The 20,249-nt window shown below is 38.1% G+C and carries 19 protein-coding genes; 7 read left to right on the forward strand and 12 right to left on the reverse strand.

Going from position 1 to position 20,249, the window contains the following annotated elements; translation table 11 throughout:
- The first annotated feature begins 3 nt into the window (after positions 1-3).
- The 3 genes from WA249_RS06125 (at position 4) to WA249_RS06135 (ending at position 1,947) form a co-directional block, all read left to right on the forward strand.
- Positions 4-870 carry a LysR family transcriptional regulator gene (locus tag WA249_RS06125; RefSeq protein WP_336167073.1) on the forward strand — a complete coding sequence of 289 codons (867 nt, stop codon included), beginning with the start codon at positions 4-6 and terminating at the stop codon, positions 868-870.
- A 145-nt stretch (positions 871-1,015) separates the two neighbouring features.
- The gene (locus WA249_RS06130) at positions 1,016-1,435 is read left to right on the forward strand and encodes a hypothetical protein (RefSeq protein ID WP_336167075.1); all 420 of its coding nucleotides are present in this window, start codon (positions 1,016-1,018) and stop codon (positions 1,433-1,435) included.
- A gap of 80 nt (positions 1,436-1,515) precedes the next feature.
- The gene (locus tag WA249_RS06135; protein ID WP_336167077.1) at positions 1,516-1,947 is read left to right on the forward strand and encodes a hypothetical protein; all 432 of its coding nucleotides are present in this window, start codon (positions 1,516-1,518) and stop codon (positions 1,945-1,947) included.
- A 99-nt stretch (positions 1,948-2,046) separates the two neighbouring features.
- Here the strand turns inward: WA249_RS06135 and WA249_RS06140 are convergent, their stop codons facing one another.
- Together WA249_RS06140 and WA249_RS06145 are read right to left on the reverse strand one after the other, a co-directional pair.
- Positions 2,047-3,378, reverse strand: a complete 1,332-nt coding sequence (locus WA249_RS06140) for a S8 family peptidase (protein ID WP_336167079.1) — start codon at positions 3,376-3,378, stop codon at positions 2,047-2,049.
- A gap of 35 nt (positions 3,379-3,413) precedes the next feature.
- Positions 3,414-3,722 carry a hypothetical protein gene (locus tag WA249_RS06145; RefSeq protein WP_336167305.1) on the reverse strand — a complete coding sequence of 103 codons (309 nt, stop codon included), beginning with the start codon at positions 3,720-3,722 and terminating at the stop codon, positions 3,414-3,416.
- Between the two features lie 584 nt (positions 3,723-4,306).
- On the opposite strand from WA249_RS06145, the gene WA249_RS06150 reads away from it, so the two are divergent.
- Positions 4,307-5,041, forward strand: a complete 735-nt coding sequence (locus WA249_RS06150; RefSeq protein WP_336167081.1) for a hypothetical protein — start codon at positions 4,307-4,309, stop codon at positions 5,039-5,041.
- 59 nt (positions 5,042-5,100) lie between these two features.
- Here WA249_RS06150 and astE read toward each other — a convergent pair whose 3' ends face one another.
- From astE to WA249_RS06190, 8 genes are all read right to left on the reverse strand, one after another.
- On the reverse strand, positions 5,101-6,075 hold the full coding sequence (gene astE / locus WA249_RS06155; protein WP_336167083.1) for a succinylglutamate desuccinylase: 975 nt from the start codon (positions 6,073-6,075) through the stop codon (positions 5,101-5,103).
- A 12-nt stretch (positions 6,076-6,087) separates the two neighbouring features.
- Positions 6,088-7,431 carry an N-succinylarginine dihydrolase gene (astB, locus tag WA249_RS06160; protein WP_016140063.1) on the reverse strand — a complete coding sequence of 448 codons (1,344 nt, stop codon included), beginning with the start codon at positions 7,429-7,431 and terminating at the stop codon, positions 6,088-6,090.
- A 17-nt stretch (positions 7,432-7,448) separates the two neighbouring features.
- A complete protein-coding gene (gene astD, locus WA249_RS06165) occupies positions 7,449-8,918 on the reverse strand; it encodes a succinylglutamate-semialdehyde dehydrogenase (RefSeq protein WP_336167085.1) in 1,470 nt (489 codons plus the stop codon).
- On the reverse strand, positions 8,918-9,949 hold the full coding sequence (gene astA / locus WA249_RS06170; RefSeq protein ID WP_336167087.1) for an arginine N-succinyltransferase: 1,032 nt from the start codon (positions 9,947-9,949) through the stop codon (positions 8,918-8,920). The genes astD and astA overlap by 1 nt, the downstream gene beginning before the upstream one ends.
- A gap of 18 nt (positions 9,950-9,967) precedes the next feature.
- A complete protein-coding gene (locus WA249_RS06175) occupies positions 9,968-11,182 on the reverse strand; it encodes an aspartate aminotransferase family protein (protein WP_336167089.1) in 1,215 nt (404 codons plus the stop codon).
- 135 nt (positions 11,183-11,317) lie between these two features.
- Positions 11,318-12,592, reverse strand: coding sequence for a Glu/Leu/Phe/Val family dehydrogenase (locus WA249_RS06180; RefSeq protein WP_336167091.1), 1,275 nt, complete (start codon positions 12,590-12,592; stop codon positions 11,318-11,320).
- Between the two features lie 1,032 nt (positions 12,593-13,624).
- Complete coding sequence (locus WA249_RS06185; RefSeq protein ID WP_336167094.1) at positions 13,625-15,058, reverse strand: amino acid permease; 1,434 nt, start codon at positions 15,056-15,058, stop codon at positions 13,625-13,627.
- A gap of 413 nt (positions 15,059-15,471) precedes the next feature.
- The gene (locus tag WA249_RS06190) at positions 15,472-16,746 is read right to left on the reverse strand and encodes a hypothetical protein (protein WP_336167096.1); all 1,275 of its coding nucleotides are present in this window, start codon (positions 16,744-16,746) and stop codon (positions 15,472-15,474) included.
- 127 nt (positions 16,747-16,873) lie between these two features.
- Here WA249_RS06190 and WA249_RS06195 point away from each other — a divergent pair, with 127 nt between their 5' ends.
- Together WA249_RS06195 and WA249_RS06200 are read left to right on the forward strand one after the other, a co-directional pair.
- Entirely contained in the window at positions 16,874-17,662 is a 789-nt protein-coding gene (locus WA249_RS06195) for a class I SAM-dependent methyltransferase (protein WP_336167098.1), read from the forward strand.
- Positions 17,663-17,688: 26 nt separating this feature from the next.
- The gene (locus WA249_RS06200) at positions 17,689-18,222 is read left to right on the forward strand and encodes a hypothetical protein (RefSeq protein ID WP_336167099.1); all 534 of its coding nucleotides are present in this window, start codon (positions 17,689-17,691) and stop codon (positions 18,220-18,222) included.
- Between the two features lie 50 nt (positions 18,223-18,272).
- Here the strand turns inward: WA249_RS06200 and WA249_RS06205 are convergent, their stop codons facing one another.
- Positions 18,273-18,836 (reverse strand): hypothetical protein, encoded by a 564-nt coding sequence (locus tag WA249_RS06205; protein WP_336167102.1) that lies wholly within the window; start codon positions 18,834-18,836, stop codon positions 18,273-18,275.
- Between the two features lie 139 nt (positions 18,837-18,975).
- Positions 18,976-19,443, reverse strand: coding sequence for a Holliday junction resolvase-like protein (locus WA249_RS06210; protein WP_336167104.1), 468 nt, complete (start codon positions 19,441-19,443; stop codon positions 18,976-18,978).
- Between the two features lie 158 nt (positions 19,444-19,601).
- On the opposite strand from WA249_RS06210, the gene WA249_RS06215 reads away from it, so the two are divergent.
- Positions 19,602-20,246, forward strand: coding sequence for a ParA family protein (locus WA249_RS06215; RefSeq protein WP_336167106.1), 645 nt, complete (start codon positions 19,602-19,604; stop codon positions 20,244-20,246).
- Positions 20,247-20,249 lie beyond the last annotated feature (3 nt).

Below are 20,249 nucleotides of genomic sequence, written 5' to 3' on the forward strand. Positions count from 1 at the left end.
AACATGGATATCGCTCAATTAAAAATGCTCCAAACCGTGGTTGAATGCGGAACTATGGCCAAGGCATCCCTACAGCTTCATTGCGTACCATCTAACATTACAACACGTATTAAACAACTCGAAGAAGAACTCGGTGCGCCGTTGTTTTATCGTGAAGGGAAAAGTTTAAAACTCACTCCCTCTGGAGAAATCTTCCTTAATTATTGCCATAAAATTTTAGCGCTCTGTGATGAAGCGAAACGAAGCATTCACCCTGATGCCCCACCTTCTGGCCCATTAAAAATTGGAGCGATTGAATCTTCAGCTACCACTCGCCTACCTAATTTGTTGGCGAAATATCATCAACGTTTTCCAGAAGTTTCCATTCAAATTATTACGGGTACATGGAAACAGTTACTCGTTGATATTTCTCAACATAAACTTGATGGTGCGATTGTCGCTGGCAATATTGAATTTCCGATGCTAAATAAACTTAGTATTTACCAAGAAGATATGGTCTTAATTGCTTCTCACTCTTTGGGAGAAATTAATTGCCAAGAAGACCTCATCGGTAAAGAAATCTTTATGTGGACTGAAGGCTGCCCTTACCGCGCAGCTCTCGAAGAATGGCTTAAACTTAAGAATATTTCCCTTCCAATCACCAGCATTACCAGTTATGCCACCATTATTGGCTGTGTCAGTGCAGGCTCAGGTGTGTCTTTAGTGCCAAAGAGCATTTATGAGCAGTATAAAAATTTATCTCATATCCAAAGTTATAAATTTGAACATCTTGCCTTTATGCAAAATCACTTTTTCTGGCATAAAAATGTGAGTAACCACAAGGCGAGAGACATGTTTATAGAGTTAATTAAGTCTGAATTTTGTTTATAAGTAATCAGAATAAGATTCTATTGCTATTAAATGATGATTTCTCGTAATCGAATCGTATGGGTTTTATCTCATGGCTGCACAAGTTTTATTTTTAACAGTAAGATCAGCACTTCATCTTTTAAAATAATTGGGGAGATTGATCCATATGAAAACCTTACAAGTGTTATGTGTTGCAAGCTGTATATTGGCTTCATCAACCTTATTTGCACAAACCACGCAACCTCAACAAGTGGGTGAAACAACTTCTAAAGAACAACCCTACGGTGACAACCCGAGTTTAGGTCGTGTACTGTTATATAAAACAGGAAAAGGCATACAAAATTTAGGAGACTCTATTCAAGGGGCTTCTGATAAAACTTCAAATAAAATTAGTGAAAAATGGAAAAACACCAAAGACTTTACGGCTGAAAAAGCAGAAGTCGTTCAACAGAAAGCAGATACAGCAAAAGCTTTTACCGAAGAGAAAATAGATCAGGCTAAGCAAAATATTACCGGTAGTCGAAATGGTCAAAGCATCCCAATAGAGCAAGGCGAATTAAGCAAATCTAGCACGACCACCAACTAAAATTGGGCTTGAGTAGCGCAATCATTTCACGCTTTTCAAGAATGAATATCTTCAAATACAAAGAGCTAGGAATCTGCCTTATGAATAGTCACAAACTTCTCTTTTCAACACTATGCTGCTTAGCATTAACTGCGTGTGCCACCACAAAACCGGTTTCTTCTTATTCTCAAGCACAAGTTTTAGAACAAGACACCAATATTGAAGCCTATCCAACCACGACAGGTAATGTAGCGAAGCTTATTAAGCATGACAAACAAGCTTGTATGATTGAATTTACAGGTTATTTGGGGGGAGGCCAAGTGACTGAGCATTGGATTTTCAACGATAAAGGCCTGATTTCAGCTCAATCATTTACTGAACAATATCCAGATTCATCTGGCATATTAAGTCAAGCCATCAATTCGACAACGAAAAGCTCAACGACTTTTAATACTCAAGATCCAGAGATTCAAAATAATTTTAAAAAGCTCCAAAGCAATTTTAGTAAAGCTAATTTAGCAAAGTGTGATTAAAAAAAATTCATAAAAAAACTCGTTGCAGAAGTAATCTTTTGCAACGAGCCATAGCCATTTAAATTTCTTGGACCTAATAAAAAATTATAAATATGCTATTTAGTTAACGGTTAAACCATTGGTTGCCGCCAGTAAATCAATACGTGGGAAAACTAAGCCTGTTCTTGTGTCTGTAATAGGTTTACCCGTAGTTCTTAAACGGTTAATGGTTTGGTCTATAGTTTCAGTTGGCGTAACACTGTTTGCTCTTAATAAAGCAATCGCACCAGCCACATGCGGTGTCGCCTGAGAAGTACCACCCATGGTATAGCCACCCGCAGTAATCATTGCCCCTGGTGCTAATAAAGTCACAAGTCTACCGCCATTACTAAAGCATGCGACCTTGTCCGCTGCCGTGGTTGGGTCAGAACATTTCACCGGATTACCCCATGACACGCCGCCAATATTACTGTCATATACAGCGCCCACTCTTACCGCTCCTGCCACACAAGCAGGTGACGAAATACCATCAGGGAATGCATCATTACCAGATGCTACTACGGGTACCACACCAGCAGCTCGTGCATTTGCAAATGCTGTTGCATAGCTACTATTACTACATTCAGATGTGTATTTAACACCCGGAACACCAAGGCTCAAATTTATCGCTTTAATATTGTATGTTTTAGCGTTATTTACTGCCCAGTTAATGCCTGCAAGGATATCACTATCATAGGCTGAACCTGATCGAAAAACGTCTATTCCAATAATTTTGGTTTTAGTAGCAACTTTAGACACAATCGCTGAAACATTACTACCATGACCATTATCGTCAAGTGCGCCATCATCTGGAGCACTATCAAATGAATAAACGACACGACATGTACTTGAAGGTGTATTCACTGCCGTACAGCCAAAATCCGAATGCAAATAATTTACCCCTGTATCTAGTACAGCAACACTAGAACCAGTTCCATTAAAGCCTTTGGTATTGGCCTGAGGTTGATTAATTAAAGGCAGGCTTTCTGTGGTCGTAGCCTGATTAATCCTGTTTGGATATACGGCTTTAACGTTCGGATCGTTTAGCAAATCAACTAAAGCTTCTCTATTACTAATTCGATAAAAAGCTAAAGGCAAATTATTGTAGTCCCGAAGTACTTGTACCCCTACACCACGATGAAACCTTGACTGTATATTCTTTTTATTTGTAGCAATATAACTTCGCCGCTCCAAACCTGAAGCTACACTTTCCAAAGGAATATTGTATTCAACAATAAGATCATTAGACTCATTGGTGACCAAGGCATCTAAATCAATTTTACCCTGAAACACTTTTTGTTTTGCTGTCTGATTTAACTGCTGTTTAGCACCTTTAGAGTCCAAAGGAAGAGCAGATGCAGTTGTACTTAAGATCGTACATAGACCTAATAGAAATAACGTTTTACTTTGCATTATTTTTCTCCGTAGTTTTTCAACTAACAATTTACTTATTTCGCTTTTATTTCATTTGCTGGATCTTTTTCTGGATCAATCGGTTGAATAGAAAGATCACTTTTTGTGTCATAAAAAGGAACAGTATCTGCTGATACTGGTTGGGTTTGAGTCGAATTTAAAGATACGTTTTTGGGTTGAGCAGGCTCCTTAAGTTTAGAAAGTAAAGATGAAGTATCTGGTTGTGATGAATTCGGCTTCTGTAAAGCAGAATTGAACACCTCAGATGCACCACTTGTTGGCTTAAAATAGAGAACAACGGCGATTAAGCCGACCACTATGAAAAGGGAAGCAATAATTTTCATCATTTAAGATCTCTGTTTTTTTGTTTATAGACATCTATATTTATTTTTGATTATTCGAAATAAAGTGCTATTTCTTTAGACATATTTCATGTGAAATTTCTATTTCATGAAATATATAAACATGAGAAAAGCTAAAAACACCTTTTCCCGAATAAGCAAAAATACAGTTCTGCCCTGTACGTTTATATTTCTGGCAGAATATGGTTCAGAAAAGCGCAAAAAAGCGCCTTATTCTCATAATAAGCAATAAATATGCCGTTATCTCGAATAAAAAATGAAAAAAGAATCATCTTTATAGATATAGAAAAATGGTCATGTTGAATGCTTTTGGTTGTTTTTATTTCGGAAAATAAAAAGAGAGAAAATATTTTGCTCGTTTTTAAAACATAAAATATCGATATCTATTTCACTTTATTATTAATATTTTTTCTTCTCCACAATTTCTCCCTTATGTGTTTATTGAGTGTAATGCTGTTGTAACGTTTTGATGAAGATGATTCCCAAGCGAATCAAGGTTTGACTATGATGCGATTGCGTTTATGAAATACCTCACTAAAAGGGTATATTCTTTGAAGGATATCGCAATGAAAATGATGAAAACAGCTATCGTTACGGCAAGTGTTCTTGCTTCTGCCTCTATTTTTGCACAAAGTGCGGGCGTTAATGCAGATGCTTCTGCTCAAGTCAATGTACAACCAGGCGGACTTGTTAGTGGCGTAGCCAATACAGTCAAAAACACTGCACATACTGTAGGTCACACTGCAAAGCATGCTGGTCATGTAGCTGCTGATACTACGGTTGAAGCTACTAAAAAAACAACAGGTAAAGTGACTGAACTTTCTTCTAAAGCTGCAACCAACACTAAACACTTAGCAACTGAAGCAGCAACAGGTACTAAAAATTTAGCGACTAAAGCTGCAACTGGCACTAAAAACCTAGCAGTTGAAGCTAAAGCTGATACTAAAGCACATGTTAATGCTGTAAAAGCTAAAGTTGCAGACAAACAAGCAGACCAAAAAGAATTTACTGCTGAAAAACAAGCTAATGCTCAAGCGCATGTAGATGCAGTAAAAACTCGTGTAGCTCAAAACCAAGCTGAGCAAAAAGAATTTGTAGCTGATACTAAAGCGGATGCTCAGGCACAATTAAATGCAGCTCAACCAGCTCACGCAATTAATGCTCAAACTGGTGTGAACCTTGGCGTTAACGTTGCTCCAGTTGGAATTAGTGCAAATGCAAACGTAAATGCAGGTGCTCAAGGCTCTACACAAAAAACTGAAAAGAAATCTTTCGTTAAGGGTCTTCTCGGTACTAATTAATCAGTTATAAATAAAAAAGGGCGATTAATCGCCCTTTTTTATTTATCTAAATTAACGATTCAACTCGTTTCAGTTAAAACCAAGCCCGCACGTAAACCGATTTTTACATTTGGGTTTGGAAATAAGATCCAGACCTGATCTTGTTCAACCACATAATTACCAGAAGGTTGCATCGCAATGATTTCACCTTTAGTAAACGTCGAGAAGTTCGGAGCATCAGCCGATAAATTCATTTGGAAATCTTCATCTTTTTTAATTAAAGAGTCAGACACCTGAAACATTCGAATTTTTGATTTATGTCGCGTCGGTAAAGCTTGTTCAGAAACCACATTACGAATGACTTCATCAATTGCGGCAAACTGGCTCAAGTCATTTTGTCCAAATGGTAAGGCTTTACCCAACTCCAAAGTTGCACTCGCAGCTTTAAAGCTTTCACTAGTAAAATGTGTGAACGTTTTACCCGCAGCGCGGTGATAAACCAAAGCATCTAAATCGGCAGCTTCAAGACTTTCAGTCAAATCAACATCGTAGTCGTATGCCTGATAAGGTAATAAAGCAAACGTTGGTAATAATGAAGCACGAATGGCTGTATGCAGATCGTAGTGATAGCGCTTAGCTTCACTCGCACTTTCCTGAAAGAAAGTAGCAACAGCGTGTTCTAAAACCTCAGCTCGCTTAGATTCCTCAGTCACGGGAAGATTTTTATATCCACCACAAAACATTCGGTTTACATCATCATGCACATAACGATTACCTTGACGCATTGCAAAAGGATTACCCAATACAAGCAATAATCTCACTGCAAGTTTTAAGCGTCCAGCAAACAAATCGGTGCAAAGTTGAGACAATAACTCAATTGGCGCTGTTTCATTACCATGTACCCCAGCTGACAGTACGACGGCTTTGTCGTACTGTGCGTTTGGCGTACATTCAAGAAGTCCCTCACCTAACCAACGCCAAGAAAAATTATCTTGTTTTCCTTCACGTGTTGTAGGTTGCCCACCTTGTAAGGTTAATGCTAGAAAATCTTGCATGTCACCTCCTCATTATTTTTGGAAAGGATAAACCGAACCTAAACCTAAAATTTTAGTAAGCTCGTCCAGTGCCATACGGCTTTCCATGAGTAAATGCGGATCTGCTAAATCTTCTTGTGCTAAACGATCACGATAGTGTTTATCGACCCATTGATTGAGTGTGCCAAACAATTGATCATTCATTAATACTTTTGGATTTACAGCATTTAACTCAGTTTCGTTTAAAGCTACGCGTAAACGTAAACATGCCGGACCACCACCATTACGCATACTTTCACGTAAGTCATATACCTGAATAGCATCAATTGGTGTGCCCATCTGAACCATATCGTTCAAATAACCCCAAACTGCCTTATTCTGGCGAGACTCTTCCGGCACAACAATGGTCATTCCACCATCTGGACGAGTTAAAATCTGGCTATTAAATAAATAGGTCGCTACTGCATCATCAACGGTAACGCGGTTTTCAGGAACTTCAATCGAAATAAAGTCTTCACCGATACTTGCCATTTTCTGACGAATTTCAGCAAAAGCCTGATCTTGATTTAAGAATGCATGCTGATGATGAAATAAAACCTGTTGGTTACTTACCGCGATCACATCGTTATGGAAAACGCCTTGATCAATCACATCCGGATTTTGTTGAACAAAAACGGTATGCGCATCATCTAAACGATGTAAACGTGCAATTGCTTCACTTGCTTCACGCGTCTGACGAGCCGGATAACGTTTTGGTCCCGGTAAACCATTATTTAAATGTTGTTGACCATACACAAACACTTGAACACCGCGCTTAGCATAATCACCACCTAAACGATTGTGATTTGCTGCACCTTCATCACCAAACAAAGCCACTTGTGGCAACGCTTCATGGTGTACAAAGTGACGTTCATTTTTAAAGATTGCTTGCAAAACCTGACTTGTAGTTTCAGCTTCAATTGAACGGTGAAACTTATTGTTCAGGTTAGCTGCGGTAAAATGCACGCGTTCATCTTGGCTATCTGCCGAAGGTGAAACAGTTGCCGCATTTGCAGTCCACATTGGCGAAGCCGAACTTAGCGATGATAATAGCTCAGGTGAATGACGCATTGCTTGAGCAACAACACTAATGTCATCTCCTGTAAAACCTAAACGGCGTAACATTGGAACATGTGGACGCTCATGCGGAACAAGCACACCTTGTTTCATGCCCAGATCAGCCAAGGCTTTCATCTTTAACAAACCTTGTTTGGCTGCTAATTTTGGATTCGAGGCATTATTACGGTTTTTTGTCGATGCTTCATTACCAAAAGACAAACCCGCATAGTGATGTGTTGGCCCCACTAAACCATCGAAATTTACTTCATATCCTTTCATTTTTCTTTCCCTAGTGTTTAAGGCAACACAATCCCTGGAGATAATTTTTCTGGTAAGGTTAAGCTGTCACTTTCAAGTGAAGCCATTGGCCAAGCACAATAATCAGCTGCATAAAAGGCACTTGCACGGTGGTTACCAGATGCTCCGACACCACCAAACGGTGCAGCACTTGAAGCACCTGTTAATGGCTTATTCCAGTTCACAATACCGGCACGCGCTTCAATAAGTACTTGATCAAACAGTTCACGTTTTGGTGAAACCAGACCAACTGACAAGCCAAAGCGAGTTGCATTCGCAATTTTCAATGCTTCATTAAAGTTGTCATAACGTTGAATCGTGGTAAGTGGACCAAAATATTCTTCATCTGGAATATCTGTTACACCTGTTATATCAACAATGCCTGGCGTAAGTAACGAACTATCTTCTTGCGGACGTGTCATTGGCAACAAGCTTTTTGCGCCAAGCTCAAGCAATTTTTGCTGAGCAAGCATCATATTTGATGCAGCAACTGACGAGATAACACCACCCATAAATGGTTGTTGCTCATCGTTCCAACGACCAACTTTTAGGTTTTTAGCAACTTCAACAAAACGTTGAATAAATGCATCACCTTCTGCACCATTTTTGACTAAGATACGGCGTGCACATGTACAACGCTGACCCGCTGAAACAAATGCAGATTGAATAGTGAGATTAACCACAGCATCGACATCAATAATTTCATCAATAATCAATGCATTATTGCCGCCCATTTCAAGCGCAAGGATTTTCTCAGGTGCACCCGCCATTTGCTTATGCAAGTGATAACCTGTGTTTGCACTTCCGGTAAACAATAAACCGTCAATTTCATGTGAAGCAGCTAGCGCTTCACCAGTGGTACGACCACCTTGCACCAAGTTCATCACACCATTTGGCAAACCAGCTTGCTGCCAAAGTTTTACAGTTTCTTCAGCAGTCCAAGGCGTTAATTCACTTGGTTTAAATACCACGGTATTGCCTGCAAGTAACGCAGGAACAATATGTCCGTTTGGCAAATGGCCCGGGAAGTTATATGGACCAAAAACGGCAAGCACACCATGTGGACGGTGACGTAAAGATGCTACACCATCAGCCATTTCAGTTGAGCTTTCACCTGTACGCTGATGATAAGCACGAATTGAAATTGCAACTTTGCCAATCATTGATTGGACTTCAGTTAATGTTTCCCAAAATGGTTTACTGGTTTCTTGGCTAATCACTTCTGCCAAATGCTTTTTATTTTCTTCAAGCAAAGCCGCGAATTTCTCAACAATCGCAACGCGCTCTGCAAAAGGTAAACGCGCCCATGCAGGAAATGCTGTACGTGCAGCTTGGCAAGCTTTCTCAACATCAGCAGTCGTAGCCTCAGCACCTGACCATACAGTTTGGTTATCAACCGGATTTGTTTTTACAAATGTTATACCGCTGCCTTGTAACCAGACACCGTTTATAAATAAAGAGTTTGACATCAGGAAACTTCCATAGGATTTAGTGATAAAACACGAACAGCATGACCTTCTTGTACACCGAGTTTTTCAGCTTGTTCATGTGTTAAATTTAGAGTGTTATCTACGAGATCAAGCTTCATTAGCATGGCCCGATAGTCGTGATAATTATCATTGGCAACAAGGTATTGTGTTTTGCCTACCGTTGCTTCATTCGTAATTTTTACGGTTAAAAATTGACTTTCTTTAACTGCACGCAACTCATCAATATTGGCTTCAATGGTTGGACCCGCATCAAAAATATCGACATATCCTTGATAACGTAAACCTTCTGATTCAAGCACATGATAAGCAGGCAAAGTATGTGGATGCATTTTTCCAATTACTTCTTGCGCATCTTTTGGCAAGAGATCTACATAGACTGGAAAACGTGGCATAAGCTCTGCAATAAATACTTTTTGCCCAATTCCACTTAAATAGTCTGCTGTTGAAAAATCCATATTAAAGAAATGGTGACCAATCGCATCCCAAAATGGAGAACATCCATTTTCGTCTGAGAAACCACGCATTTCAGCAATTAACTTTTTCTCAAAATATTGCTTAAAGGCAGCAATAAACATAAAACGGATTTTCGATAAGAACTTACCGTTTTGGTTTTCACGACGCTCTGGATCTAAAAATAATGTACAGAGTTCGCTACTACCCGTTCTATCATTACTCAAAAACAAGGTAGGTAATGACTTATAAACATTTAATGCTTTTGAAGCGTGTACTTGAGTACCAACATGAAAGTTGTACCAAGGTTCAATAAGTCCTACAGCAACTTCAATTGCACTTAAACCAATAACACGTTGAGCTTCTGTGTCTTCAAGAACAAACAGATAGCCTTGTTCACTTTTATGGACATTGCCATTTAAAGTATTGCGAGTACGTGAAATTCGAGCCGAAAGTGTATCCATATTTTGCGGCAAGGAAGTCAGGCCTACACCCGACTTACCCGCTAATTTATAAATATCTTCAAGGTCTCGAAACTCGGCATGACGGACGATCATCATGGCTAGCTTTCCTTTTTTTTATTTAGCCAATTTTGCCAATGCTCTTTTTAAACGAGCAATTCCTTCATCAATATCTTGTTCAGGAATGATAAGCGACGGAGTAAAACGAACCACATTCGGGCCTGCAATTAAAGCAAGTAAACCTTCTTCACCCGCCCAAGTCGTAATATCTTTAGCTTTTCCTGCATACTCAGCTTTTAATTCACAACCAATGAGTAAACCTTGACCACGAATTTCTTCAAAAATCTGATGTTCAGCGTTTAATGCATTTAGTGAGTCGAGGAAATATTGATGACGATGCTTCACACCTTCAAGTACTTCAGGCGTATTAATAAATTCAAATACTGCACCAGCAACCGCACTTGCTAACGGGTTACCACCGTAAGTCGTACCATGTGTACCCACTGAAAAATGTGAAGCAAATTTATCAGTTGTTAACATCGCACCGACTGGGAAACCACCGCCTAGTGCTTTTGCAGTCGTTAACACATCTGGCATAACACTAGAGTTCATGTAGGCATAAAGTGCACCTGTACGGCCTACACCAGTTTGTACTTCATCAAAAATAAGTAAGGCACCAAACTCATCACACAGTGCACGTAAACCTTTTAAAAATTCGATGTCAGCAGGAATAACGCCGCCTTCACCTTGGATCGGTTCAACAATGACTGCACATGTTTGCTCATTAATTACCGCTTTTGCAGCTTCTAAATCATTAAAAGCAACGTGGTTAATACCATTTGGAAGTGGCGCAAAGTCTTGTGAATATTTAGGTTGACCACCTGCTGAAACGGTAAATAAAGTACGACCATGGAAAGCATTATTAAATGCCACAATGCCGCTTTTGCCAGCAACACCACTGTCTAGACCGACTTTACGAGCTAGTTTTAATGCAGCTTCGTTCGCTTCTGCACCTGAGTTACAGAAGAAAACCTTGTCTGCAAATGTATTTTCGGTGAGTTGTTTTGCAAGGCGTAGAACTGGTTCATTTGTATAACCATTGCCTACATGCCAAAGTTTTGTTGCTTGTTCTGTTAAAGCATTCACTGCCACTGGATGCGCATGACCTAATGCGTTTACTGCAATCCCGCCTGCAAAATCAATATATTCTTTATTTTCTTGATCCCAAATACGTGAACCTTCGCCACGTACAGGAATGAAATTTGCCGGTGCAAAAACTGGAACCATCCAGTCGTTAAAGTTGCTTCGAGTTACAGAAATTGGCTGTTCCATGCTTACCTCAGTATTTATTTAATATATTCGATAACACTTAAATTTGAATAATTCAGAAAAAGGGGCTGAACAAATAACCCTATAACATCCTTAATATTTGCTCAGACCACTTTTCCTAAAAGTAATTTCCGCAGATTAGCCTGGGAAAATACCACGCTCTTTACGAGCTTTTAAAATACGCTCACATGCCAAGATGTAAGCTGCTGTACGTAAAGTACAAGCGTTGCTGTTCGCTGTGTTCCAAACGTCATCCATAGCTTGAACCATCAATTTGTCTAAACGCTCATTGATTTCTTCTTCGGTCCAGAAGTAGCTCGCCATGTCTTGAACCCATTCGAAGTAACTTACAGTTACACCGCCGGCGTTACATACAACGTCAGGTACTACAACAATTCCACGCTCAACTAACACATCTTCAGCTTTAGGATAAGTCGGGCCGTTTGCGCCTTCTAAAATCAACTTAGCTTTAAGTTTTTCAGCACGTTCAACAGTGATTTGACCTTCCAATGCAGCAGGAACAATAATGTCAACTTCTGCTGTCCAGAAATCTTCATCAGCAATTGATTGCGCGCCAGCGAAACCGCCAACACCACCTTGATTTGCATTTACGTGATCACGTAACGCGTCAAGATCAATACCATCCGCATTGAAAATAGTGCCTGTGTGATCTTGAACGTGTGTAACTTTCGCTTTTGATTCAACAAACAAGAAAGCAGCTTCACTACCAACGTTACCAAAACCTTGAATAGCGACTTTCGCGCCTTCAATTGGTAAATTGATTTTTGCAGCTACTTCACGGCCTGTAACAAATACACCACGACCAGTCGCTTTTACACGACCTAAAGAACCACCTAAGTGAACTGGTTTACCAGTTACAACACCAGTTACTGTGTAACCTTGGCTTGTAGAGTAAGTATCCATCATCCAACCCATGATATTGGCATTTGTACCAACGTCTGGAGCAGGGATATCTTTTTGAGGCCCGATAATGTGACCGATTTCAGTCGTATAACGACGAGTCAAACGCTCTAATTCACGATTTGACAATTTACGTGGATCAACACGGATACCACCTTTCGCACCGCCAAATGGCAAGTTCAAAACAGCAGTTTTAATTGTCATCCATGCAGACAACGCCATCACTTCATTCAAATCAACATTTGGATGGTAACGAACACCACCTTTACCAGGACCACGAGACAAGTTGTGTTGTACGCGGTAGCCTTCAAAGTGCTGGATAGAACCATCGTCCATTACAATTGGTACGTCTACAATAAGCGCACGTTTTGGACGTTTTAAAGTGTCGATAAACTCTGACAAGTGGTCTAAGTACGGAGCAACACGGTCAATTTGTGCCAAGTAAGTTTGCCATGCATCGCTGTGATCATTAACGTATGAAAGATCTGCCATCTTTTTTCCTATATACCTTCATAGATTCAGATTTGATAAATCTGCAATCTTTATTATTTAGCAACCAAAACCTTGAAATAACAATGCTTTAGTTTATTTACTAAATCTTTTGCCCTTCTAAAGCATCAGACTTTTTAAATTCCATTTGTTGATACTAAAAGTACGATCTACTTTTATATATCGATATCTTTTACAAGTTTTCTTTTGTCTAAATTGCTGTTTATAAAGATACCTTTATAAAAGCAAAAACTAACCGCAACCAACTAAAACCAGCCGGCTGAAATATGAATACAAAAGAAGTGACATAACCGTTTGGGAGTTAAAAAGAACTATGATTTACAAAAATCATGAGTCCAGAAAATTATTTTTGACTAATCGATAGATCCCTCCATTAGTCTTTTTAAAAATAAACTTTGTTCAATAATCCTACAGATTAATTATCCCTACACATACTGCTTAAAATTAAGCCGAAACATAGATATAAAATCTTCCAATAAATATAGCATAGAGCACGCTCATTTAGAACATTTTAAAATAAATAAGCAGAGAAAAAATAATCAAATCGCACTATCTTTTATAATAAAAAAACAACAAATATTAAAAAACACTTAACTCTAATAAAAAAAATTTATAGAAAATGAATATTCATAAATACAAAAAATGTAAATATTTTTAACGTTATATAACAGTAACTTAATAAATTTAATTTTTTAAAAAAACATCAAAAAACAATCTATTCTCCACAATAAATCCATATTAAGACTATTACACCCTTCTATTCTAAAAAACCAAAAACACCTCCTTATTAAATAACAAGACTAAACATAGACTTAATCAAATATTTATAATAAATAAATATTAATAAAAATCCGACAAATGGTGAATTTACCAAACAACATTTGTTTCTATGATTAAAAAGAAAAATTCATTTTTAAAAAAAATATATACATTTCACCCTTTTTATTTTTCTACAGACCACAAAAAAGGCCCCAAATGGGACCTTTTGACTACGCTTGTGAAAGCATACTTTGCTTAGCTCTGCACCACATCTTTCTTGTGATAAAAAATAAAGTAGCTCGCATAACATAAAATAATAAAAACAACACAACAGATAAAGCCGACCCGCATCGAAGGATCCGCCACCATACTAATACAAGTAATAGCACAGAACAGACCGCCCACAATTGGCGTCAAAGGAAACAAAGGAGCAGCAAAACGTAAATCTTTTGCAGTTTTACCAGATTTATACCACTGTCTACGAAAATTAAATTGAGATACGCAAATTGCAATCCACACAACCACCATGGTAAATGCTGCAACACCCAATAAATTTTTAAAGATCGTCTCAGGGGCAAACTGCTCTGAAAGCAATCCAGGTATTGCACCAAACATCGTCACAGTAATGGCAACAATCGGTGTTCCTGAAGGAGTAAGCTTTGAAAATATTTTTGGTAATTGATTTTTTACTGAAAGTGACCACATCATTCGTGAAGCAGCAAATAAACCAGAATTGGCAGCCGAGAGTAAAGCCGTAATGATTACAAAGCGGATAATATCTTCCGCATAAGGAATACCAATGTAATTAAACACAGTCACAAAAGGGCTATTACTTACTTCGTTTGCATTCAAACCTGCAAGCTCGAATGGCAATAGCGAAGTAATCACAACAATGGTACCAACAAAGAAAATTAGTAGACGCCAAATGGCTGCATTAATCGCCTTTGGAACAGTTTTTTCAGGATTTTCAGTTTCACCCGCAGCTACTCCGATTAATTCGGTGCCCGAAAAAGCAAAATTAACAATCAGCATGGTTGCAAAGATTGGGAACAATCCATGCGGAAACCAACCTTGAGCGGTTAAATTACTAAATAACGGTGCAGTTTCATGTCCGTGGTAAGGTATAAAACCAAAAATTGCCAACAAACCCAAACCAATAAAACAGATAATCGTAACAACTTTGACAAGTGCCAACCAAAACTCTGACTCGGCAAACAATCGTGTTGAACTAACATTTAGGAAAAAAACCAAGGCACCAAAACATAGTGTCCAAGCCCAAACAGACGTAGAGGGAAACCACTCTCGAACCAGTAAAGCTGCGGCAGTAAACTCGGTTCCTAAAGTCGCGGTCCAAGTTAACCAATAGAGCCAAGTAATCATATAACCTGTGCCCGGACCAATATAGCGACGAGCATACTCACCAAATGATCCTGATTCTGGTACATGTACTGCAAGTTCACCCAGACATAACATCACGGTATAGGCAATTAAACCGCCTAAAAAATAAGAAATAATTGCGCCAATTGGGCCAGCTTGGGAAATTACATCACCCGACCCTAAAAAAAGACCTGTACCTATGGCACCGCCAAGGGAGATCATCACCAAATGTCGAGTACTCATTGCTCGTTTCAAAGGTGCAGAACTTCCATGTTGCGATGCATCATTATTCCGATAATTTAATGATTGCATATAAAAAACTGTAACGACAATTTAGTAAAAAATCATTTTAGGATAAAAAAATAAATATGCAATTATCTTTGAATAGTGAACTTATTTTAAGCAACCCTTTTCTCTTTAAATAAAATAGACAATAAAAACAATTTCTTATAGAAAAACATAGTTATTTATGTATTTTAATTAACCTTATACTATTTCTATAATTTATATATAAGCACAACCCATTTATTTTAAAATATACTATTTATAGGTACCTCTGCTTATATCCACTTTTAATAAGCTAAATATTCGCAGATCAAATGTACTATTTATTTAAATAATGAATTTTAAATTAATATACAAATAAGTTTATGAAAAAATATTTTTTAAGCAAAAAATAAAGCTCAAACCTAAAGGTTTGAGCTTTATTTAACCGCTATAACGTTTTAATAGCTGATTGAGATCAGTTGTTCAGTAGGCTGTATTGAACCTTCTATAAATTCACACATCCCGTGTTCATCACAAGATAAATTCAATTGTTTATAGCTGATTGCAAAAAAATCGGAATATTTTTTGACTACAAATGGGCTCATGTCAGATGTTAAAGGCTCTTCGTACTTAAACAATTTAATGACTTTGCGATCATTCATTCCTAACAAATAAGTTTCGTTATTTAATTCAATGTGAACTACACCAGTGTGTTCAGCCACAATTGGAATCAAATAAGACTTATTTGCCAACAAAACATCTAGAGCATAACTCTCAAACTTTGAATTAATGAGGTTGAAGACCAAAATTGAACCAAAGCTATTCTGTAACCCTTCTGTGTAACTCGCCTCTTGCTGAATTTGTATCTTAATACCCAGTTTTTGAAAGTCTAAATCAGTTGCCTGCTTTGCTTTCATAAGGCTACGAGTAATAGCCTGTTTAAGTGGGTTATCAAAATAACGCTCATCAAGCTGAAAATCATTTTGGCGTAATATTTTAAACAACATGTCGTCATGATGCGAAAGAACATGTGTAAGTACATTACGGAAATAAAATTTACTTTGCTTTTTGACCTTGCGAACTTGTTGATAAAAATAAATTTCATCAAAGTCATGTTCAATAAAATCATGCAATAAACTTGAACTTGCTAATACTGACAATGCTTCATGACCAGTAAATGGCAAATGAATCGTATGTAAGCTTGGCAACAACGCTTTTATTTTTAGGTAATGTTCACGGTCAGTCGAAAAATACGGATCATAAACAATAACGTATTCACGTGCTGCATCCACATCTTGCGGCTGGATCTGCATCTCTTTATTTGCCACAGCATCGAAAAACTCAGCATAGCGTCGATCTTCAACCTGATCAGGATCAATTGAATATTGAGGTACAAATGCAATCACACGGTTCATATTCAATAAATTAGAATATTTGATTGCTGCATAGCCGCCCATTGAACCGCCATAGCCCACAATATTTTTAAAACCCCGAAGAACAGGCGAAATTGTTTTCGCCAGCTCAATCATGCTCGCTTGAGGAAACCATGATTTTTGTTTTGGCATTATTCCAATAACATTGTATTGGTATTTAATTAGGGACTTTTCAGCATTGATAGATAAGCCACTCGCTCGGGTAATCAAATCGCCAAAAGAGAGAACCAATGTATTAGAATCGCCTGGTAAAAAAATGGCTCTAATGTGTTCGTCTTCAAAAATAATTTGCTTATCCATGCTCACACCGAAAGAAAATTTACTCCCACATACAACGTCAAAAATGAAACAAAATAGGTGTTTTGCCAATTTATGATTGCGGAGTATCTTATTTTATAGATGCCAGTCAGATTAAAAAGCGCAAAATATGACACAATCCTTACATCCTGCCGCTCAAAAAGGCTTCAGCTCAGCTGCTGAACTTTATCAGCAAGTTAGACCTAATTATCCCGCAGAAATAGTGAGTTGGCTGCAAAATTGCCTACAAATACAGGAAAACTCTACTGTTATCGATCTTGGATCAGGTACTGGCAAATTCTTACCCTACTTAAAACAAACACATGCAGATGTTATTGCGGTTGAGCCAATTGGCGAGATGTTACAGCAGCTTAAACAAGTTTATCCTGATATTAAAACATTACAGGCTTTTAGCAATGCAACTCCTGTAGCTGACCATGAAATTGATGCCATTATTTGTGCACAATCTTTTCACTGGTTTGACAACTTGGAGACCCTAACAGAAATGTATAGAGTATTAAAACCACAAGGACATTTAGGACTCGTTTGGAATCAACGCGACGAGCGTACGGATTGGGTAAAGGCTTTAGCTGATTTTCTAGTTCCACTTGAAGGAGACACGCCGCGTTATCATAGTGAAAAGTGGAAACGCGTATTTGAACAACAAGATTTTTTCGTATTTGATAGCCTACAAACATTTACTCAGTCACAACACGGCCCTGTCGAACAGGTCGTGAGTAAACGTTTACTCTCTACAAGTTTTATTGCCGCAATGACCGAAAAAGATCAGTTACAACTCAAAGCACAATTTGAAAAAATTGTTTATGATTTTACTGGATTGGGTCCTCAAGATCAGATTGATTTTCCATATGTCACATATGCATATCACTTTCAGAAAAGTACGTTACCCGTTAAATAATTAGTGAATAGGTTTGGTTGAAAGTTATGAAGAAAAAAACACCTCAGGTCATATTAATGTCTTTGCTTTGCTCTAGCCTATTACTTACTGCTTGTAAAAAAGCGGATGAGCCGGCAAAGACTGAGCAAAACTCGGCGACATCATCTACCGATCAGGTCTTAGAAAAACTAAATGAAAGACCTGTTAAAACTTTTCCAGTGACTGCTGATGATCCACACGATATTGCGCTCTTAGAGGATTATGACCGCCGCTTTACAGAAATGAGCGACGAGATGGAAACTGAGTTAGCAAAAATGCATAAAGCAGGCACACTAACAACAGAGTTTGAGCAAAAGCGTACCCTTGATAACGTGCGCTCTGCACTTACCATGTTAAAAGATTTAGATTTAAAAACTGAGCAAGGCCGTTATGTTCAAGGCCTCCTTTATCAATATTGGGAAAACCAAGAAAAACACTATAGTGATAAGCACGCGACTAAAGATGAACAGATCAATAACCTTGCCGACTACTTACAAGCACAAAACCAATTAAAATATTGGAAAGCATCGCAACAAAAGTAATTTCGAAAGACCAATAAAAAGCCTCCATATTCATGAAGGCTTTTTTAAAATTATATATTTTGCTTTTCAACCCAATGAATTGCTTGAACACGGAATAACTCACATGCACCATCGCCTGTATCAGTTGGGGTCAGTGAAGATTTCCAGACTAGGTTTTTATCCTTAATCTCGACAAGGTCACCTTTAAGATAAACCAGATCGCCACGTTTCACCTGTTTAATCTGCTGAGCAATTTGCGGGTTTGCAGGAATGATATGCATGTTCGACACCATCTGGATTGCTTGATCTGCTGGAACAGGTAATTTAGGGATTTTCCAGTTTAAATAACGGTCATATTGTTTCACCGAAATATGACGTGCGATTTCAGGCTGTGCAAACAATCCCCAACTTACCGCATAATCAATAGGTGAAAACTTGGCTTGTTCATCATTTTTATAAACTTTTGAACCCAAGATTCGAAAATTTCCTTGGAAAGGCTGTAATACAGAAATAGATTGGTCTTTTTCTATCGGACTCAAACCATTGGCAATATTATATTCAGCAGAGGTCGATGCAAATGCTGAACTCATGCCAATAGCAGCTAACAAGCCCATCATTAAACTTTGTTTTTTCATCGCTTTAAACCTCGAATATTGCTAGATCAAATTAAAAAGATCTTCAATTTATAGTAGTCCCAAGCCATGAAAAAAAAATCGGTATTTAGTAACAATACAGCTTAATTTCGTCTATTTTTGTGCATTCAAATTTTCTGTTTTAATCTTCTAACTGAATTCTTAAAGTTTCAAAACGAACCTTGCCTTGTTGTACAGCTTGCGCAATGGCCTGCTGACCTTTAGTGAGCCTTGCTCCCCCACTTTTCACATCAAGTAAAATAATATTGATGTCTTCTGCCGTACCATCACCATCACGAAAATCGGTGTATCCATCAAAAATAATATAATCCACTGGATCGCCCATGAATTTCGCATCGCTTGGTAAATACTGAAATTCTGGCAAAATTGGAGCAAATTGTTCTGCCATTTTTCCTTTCAATACCGCACGGCTTGTATTCACACTTCTCTTTTGTGCCTGAGTGAGGGCTTGTTGATGCTCGAGTTCAAGTTCAGCAATATATTGCTCATATTCAGCCTTAATTCGGCCATTACGAGTATTTGATAAAATAAGAGTAGTGATAATAATACCAATACCAGCACCAATAAGCATGGCAAGCCATACAGACATAAATTTTCCTTAAAAAGCACGAATCAAGATTACAGATCTAATCATATCTAAAATAACGAAACAGCTTAAACTTTTGTCAAATGTGAGCATCTCATCCACATAAAAAGATGCTAAGGTATAAAACATAAATAAATGTGCTGCTGAAAATAATTGGATTTATGAAAACGATACTTATAGCAAATCAAAAGGGTGGATGCGGAAAAACCATGACGGCCATTACGTTGGCAACAGCATTGGCACAAAAAGGATATAAAGTAGCATTAGCAGATTCGGACAATCAAAAATCAGCTTTACAGTGGTTAAAACAGCGCCCCGATACCGTCGCAACGATTCAAAGCCTCGACTGGCGACATGAGAAATCAATTGGTGATGCGCCTAAAAATCTGGATTATTTAATTATTGATGCGCCTGGTGCACTTTCAGGTGAGCATGCTGAGCAACTCATTAGTGAAGCTCATGCCATTATTACTCCGCTTCAGCCTTCATTTTTTGATATAGACAGTACTCGCCGCTTTTTAAAGCATTTACAAGATATTAAACGTATTCGCAAAGGCAAAGTACAAATTTTACTTCTCGCTAATCGTGTCAAACCGAACAGTGCCAGCTCAAAAGATATTCAACAATTCTTTGAGAAAATTGAACATGAACCTGTTGCATGGATTGCTGAACGTAGTGCTTATGGTAGCTTAGCGATGCAAGGTTTAAGCGTTTTTGATAAGCCTCAAAAGAACTTTATTACCATCCAAAACCAATGGCAACCCGTTCTAAACAAATTAATTGAAGATAAAGCAGAGTGGTTTTAAATA

The sequence above is a fragment of the Acinetobacter sp. 161(2023) genome, assembly GCF_037027805.1.
In the GTDB taxonomy this organism is placed as follows: domain Bacteria; phylum Pseudomonadota; class Gammaproteobacteria; order Pseudomonadales; family Moraxellaceae; genus Acinetobacter.

Bases quoted from the DNA above. Each gene is read 5' to 3' on its own strand.
- WA249_RS06125 (WP_336167073.1), top strand. From the start codon at position 4: ATGGATATCGCTCAATTAAAAATGCTCCAAACCGTGGTTGAATGCGGA.
- WA249_RS06130 (WP_336167075.1), top strand. From the start codon at position 1,016: ATGAAAACCTTACAAGTGTTATGTGTTGCAAGCTGTATATTGGCTTCA.
- WA249_RS06135 (WP_336167077.1), top strand. From the start codon at position 1,516: ATGAATAGTCACAAACTTCTCTTTTCAACACTATGCTGCTTAGCATTA.
- WA249_RS06140 (WP_336167079.1), bottom strand. From the start codon at position 3,378: ATGCAAAGTAAAACGTTATTTCTATTAGGTCTATGTACGATCTTAAGT.
- WA249_RS06145 (WP_336167305.1), bottom strand. From the start codon at position 3,722: ATGAAAATTATTGCTTCCCTTTTCATAGTGGTCGGCTTAATCGCCGTT.
- WA249_RS06150 (WP_336167081.1), top strand. From the start codon at position 4,307: ATGAAAATGATGAAAACAGCTATCGTTACGGCAAGTGTTCTTGCTTCT.
- astE (WP_336167083.1), bottom strand. From the start codon at position 6,075: ATGCAAGATTTTCTAGCATTAACCTTACAAGGTGGGCAACCTACAACA.
- astB (WP_016140063.1), bottom strand. From the start codon at position 7,431: ATGAAAGGATATGAAGTAAATTTCGATGGTTTAGTGGGGCCAACACAT.
- astD (WP_336167085.1), bottom strand. From the start codon at position 8,918: ATGTCAAACTCTTTATTTATAAACGGTGTCTGGTTACAAGGCAGCGGT.
- astA (WP_336167087.1), bottom strand. From the start codon at position 9,949: ATGATGATCGTCCGTCATGCCGAGTTTCGAGACCTTGAAGATATTTAT.
- WA249_RS06175 (WP_336167089.1), bottom strand. From the start codon at position 11,182: ATGGAACAGCCAATTTCTGTAACTCGAAGCAACTTTAACGACTGGATG.
- WA249_RS06180 (WP_336167091.1), bottom strand. From the start codon at position 12,592: ATGGCAGATCTTTCATACGTTAATGATCACAGCGATGCATGGCAAACT.
- WA249_RS06185 (WP_336167094.1), bottom strand. From the start codon at position 15,058: ATGCAATCATTAAATTATCGGAATAATGATGCATCGCAACATGGAAGT.
- WA249_RS06190 (WP_336167096.1), bottom strand. From the start codon at position 16,746: ATGGATAAGCAAATTATTTTTGAAGACGAACACATTAGAGCCATTTTT.
- WA249_RS06195 (WP_336167098.1), top strand. From the start codon at position 16,874: ATGACACAATCCTTACATCCTGCCGCTCAAAAAGGCTTCAGCTCAGCT.
- WA249_RS06200 (WP_336167099.1), top strand. From the start codon at position 17,689: ATGAAGAAAAAAACACCTCAGGTCATATTAATGTCTTTGCTTTGCTCT.
- WA249_RS06205 (WP_336167102.1), bottom strand. From the start codon at position 18,836: ATGAAAAAACAAAGTTTAATGATGGGCTTGTTAGCTGCTATTGGCATG.
- WA249_RS06210 (WP_336167104.1), bottom strand. From the start codon at position 19,443: ATGTCTGTATGGCTTGCCATGCTTATTGGTGCTGGTATTGGTATTATT.
- WA249_RS06215 (WP_336167106.1), top strand. From the start codon at position 19,602: ATGAAAACGATACTTATAGCAAATCAAAAGGGTGGATGCGGAAAAACC.